Annotated in this window: 3 protein-coding genes; all 3 read left to right on the top strand. The window is 31.4% G+C overall.

From position 1 onward, the window contains the following. Positions 1 to 671: 671 nt before the first annotated feature. The 3 genes from CMOL_RS07795 (at position 672) to CMOL_RS07785 (ending at position 3,510) form a co-directional block, all read left to right on the top strand. Entirely contained in the window at positions 672 to 1,712 is a 1,041-nt protein-coding gene (locus tag CMOL_RS07795) for a replication initiation protein (RefSeq protein WP_212147446.1), read from the top strand. A gap of 175 nt (positions 1,713 to 1,887) precedes the next feature. Next, positions 1,888 to 2,130: a hypothetical protein gene (locus CMOL_RS07790; RefSeq protein ID WP_239820776.1), complete on the top strand. Its 243-nt coding sequence runs from the start codon at positions 1,888 to 1,890 to the stop codon at positions 2,128 to 2,130. Between the two features lie 105 nt (positions 2,131 to 2,235). Further along, positions 2,236 to 3,510, top strand: coding sequence for a coiled-coil domain-containing protein (locus CMOL_RS07785; protein WP_239820775.1), 1,275 nt, complete (start codon positions 2,236 to 2,238; stop codon positions 3,508 to 3,510). Positions 3,511 to 3,526 lie beyond the last annotated feature (16 nt).

Raw genomic sequence — 3,526 nt, 5'->3', positions numbered from 1 at the left:
TTTAGCAAATCGCACCGCAAGGTGCTATGATTTGCGAAAAGGGGGTGCGGGGGCTGTCTGAGTGCGTAGCACGGAAGACGGACAAAGCCCACCGCCCTAATATTAAGATTAAGCAGATATATCTAAAAGCTGATCTTTTTTGCTAGTATTTGCTTGATTATCAGCATTTGTAGAATTACTTTGTTCTTCTTTTTTAGCTTCAGCTTCTACTTTTTTTGTTTTTTCTCGCGCGCGTACGCGTACGCGATTTTTTTATTTTTTATATATTTTTCTTATTTTTAGGAGGCTTTCTAAGCCCTATATGATGGGGGCTAGCGGAATATTAAGGGAAGAAATGGTAGGTATTAAGGGAAGAAATGGTAGGTATTAAGGGAAGAAATGGTAGGTATTAAGGGAAGAAATGGTAGGTATTAAGGGAAGAAATGGTAGGTATTAAGGGAAGAAACTATTGACAATCTATTTTTAATATGCTACAATAAAAAATCCGCCTTGAGTTTTCACTCTTGGCGGAAATTTATCAATCAAGGCTAACTATGAAACGACATAGTAAGCGTTTTGTGAGATTATACCTAAATTTTAAGTTTTTTAAGCTTAAAGTTGAAGTATTTTTCTAGCAAAACCGCAGGGGCAGAAAAGCCCCTTGCCTTGATTGTCTTACTTTGGATATGTAAATGAGCGAAATAGTTAAATATCACAACGATTTTAATAAAATTCAGTTGCCTAGCTTTACAGAGCAAGAACAAAACCTTTTGTTTTTAATCTTTGCAAGAATTAAAGAAAAAGGCATAGACAATGTAATTAATCTCTATGCTAATGATTTTAAAATTAATGAAAAACTTTCTAACTCAAGAGAATATTTAACAGAAAATATCAATAGCTTGAAATATAAATTTTTCAAGGCAAATTTTAAACAAATCATAGAAACAAAGACAGAAGTTATACACAAATATGTAAATTTGTTTGAAACAATGGAAATACACTATGTTAAAAGAAATCCTGATGATGGATATGATGAAAGCACTTTATTTAACAGAATAACCCTAAAAATAAACCCTGATTTTGCTTATTTAGTCAATCAACTAACTACTAATTTTACAGCTTTTGAGCTTGAAGAATTTATAGCCCTTAGCGGTAAATATGCTAAAACACTTTACCGCCTTTTAAAGCAATTTAGAACCACAGGAAAAGCACGATTTGAGTGGGACGAGTTTTGTAAAGTTATGGATATACCGCAAGATTATAGACAAAGCGAAGTTGATAAATGGATTTTAAAACCTGCTATCAAAGAATTAACCAAAGAACGCAATCTTTTTGACCAAATTAGAGTGCCTTTTAAAAACCTTGCCTATGAGAAAGAAAAAGCAAAAGGAACAAGGGGCAGGGGCGGTAAAGTTTCAGGTATTAGCTTTACTTTTAAACCTGAAAGCGTTTTAATGCAAAAGCTAGAGAAAGAAAGTCAAAAAATAATGAGCGATGAGCAAAAATATTTAAAGATTTTAAACAATATGAAACTTAATCAAGCTAGATTTAATTATAATGACAAGCTTTGGCAATTTAACGATTTTGATTTTGATGAATTTAAAATTATTGCAATAGAGCTTGTAAGAGATGAATACGAAAATTTAAACTTTGGAAACTTTATGCACTTTAATGCTAAAAATCAAGAGCAATTTTTTAAAATGATTGATACTTTTAGAAAAGGTATTAGGTAAAAATTTGCTATAATTATATCTTTGAAGGATACAAGCTATCCGCCACTTGTGCCAAGTGTCGAGCTTGTAAGGGGTGCAACCCCTTAACCCCACTAATAAAAATCAACTAAAATCAATAAATGATTTTTTGATTTTTATTAAGCTTTTAAAACACCAAAAAAGGAAAAATTTAAAAATGCAAAAACAATATCCCGAAGTGCATAGCCTAGAAGAAAGCCTTGCGATACTTAAAAAATATAAAGATGATTTAACTAAAGAGCAATACGAACAAAATAAATCTATTATTTGCGGATTTGCTATCGAAGATATGTTTGCAAATGAAGAAGATATTATCAATCTCATTAAGGTAGATAAGCAAGAAAAAACACCTGATGAAATCATCGCTGAATATAAAAAAGAATGGTGCGTAAATGATTGATAAAGTTTTGAAATTTTTAGATGATGGGATTCCTAAAAATGAGTGCATATAATCTAAGTAGTGATGAGATACTAACAGAATACAAAGAAAAAGGATTTGTAGAATATGTCAAAAGTTGCCACCGCTCATTGCAATCCTAAAAAACAACCCGCATTAAACCACAATGATAGAACCAACGATAATGCTAAGACAATCACTAAAGAACTTACGCATTTAAATGAATACTCTTGCACTAGCGATGAAGTGCGTAAGAACATAGAAAGGCTTTATAAAAAAGCTTATGAAAATTTTTATAAATATTGTGAAAATAAGAATGGTTTAGCTAAAAGTGGAAAGCCTAAAGGACTTCAAAATTTTACTAAAAAAGAAAAATGCTATCACGAGTTTATATACGAAATCGGCGAAAATACTACAATGGAACAATGTCAAGAGCTTACACAAAAAATTGCAGAGCTTACAGGATTTACACCTTTACAAGTTGTAATCCATAGAGATGAAGTAAGTGAGAATGCTAAAGGGGAAAAACAAACCCATTATCACGCCCACGCAGTATTTTTTACACTCGATAACAATGGCTTACAACTTGCTAGGCGTGAAGCAAGTTTGAATAAAGCCAATCTTAGCAAAATACAAACCCTAACCGCACAAAGTTTAAAAATGGAGCGTGGAGCTAATCGCTACGAGAATAACGAAAAGCAACCCCAATACATACAAGATTATAAAACTTACGCTCAATTTAAAGAACAAGAAAAAGCATTACTTCAAAGAATACAAGAACAAGAGCATAAATTAACGCAAATGGCTCTAGAATTGAAAAAAAAAGAAAAAGAGATACAAGACAAGGCTAAAGAGCTAAAATCGAAAGAAAACGAATTACAAGCGAAAATAGAGCAACATCAAAAACATATACAAAATTTAGAACTAGGACATGAAAGAGCTTTAAAGGAACTTACACAAAAGTTTGAAAAACGTTTAAGCCTATGGAAAAACATTTTAACCTTTGGAAAATACAATGCTAAGGTAAGAGAAGACTATCAGCTAACTAAAAATGCTTTTTTAATTAGCACAAATGAAAGCAAGAAAGAAGCTAACAAAGAGCTTGAATATTTAAAATTTGAATATCATAAAATCAAAGATGATAGAGATAATTTAAGAACTTTGTTTGAAACACACAAGACAAATAATGAAAGATTAGAAACTCGACTAAAAGAAATAGGCAGATGGTGCGAAAAAAATTTAAGTGTGGAGCAGTTAAAAGAAATATTTCCATTAAAAGCCGAAAGAATAGAAAAAGAGCTTAAATATCAAAGAGCTTTTGAAAATTCTTTTGAACAAACAAAAACTAAAAGAAACAATAGAGGGTTCGGGTTTAATAGATAGTTTTCCTTTTTGGTGC

Origin of the sequence: Campylobacter sp. RM10537, assembly GCF_022369435.1 — a bacterium.
GTDB classification, from domain to species: Bacteria; Campylobacterota; Campylobacteria; order Campylobacterales; family Campylobacteraceae; genus Campylobacter_D; species Campylobacter_D molothri.
Note: the sequence above shows the minus strand (reverse complement) of the source record. Positions and strands in the feature narration are given on the sequence as shown.

Excerpts from the sequence above, each read along its gene's own strand:
- CMOL_RS07795 (WP_212147446.1), top strand. The coding sequence starts at position 672 with ATGAGCGAAATAGTTAAATATCACAACGATTTTAATAAAATTCAGTTG.
- CMOL_RS07790 (WP_239820776.1), top strand. The coding sequence starts at position 1,888 with ATGCAAAAACAATATCCCGAAGTGCATAGCCTAGAAGAAAGCCTTGCG.
- CMOL_RS07785 (WP_239820775.1), top strand. The coding sequence starts at position 2,236 with ATGTCAAAAGTTGCCACCGCTCATTGCAATCCTAAAAAACAACCCGCA.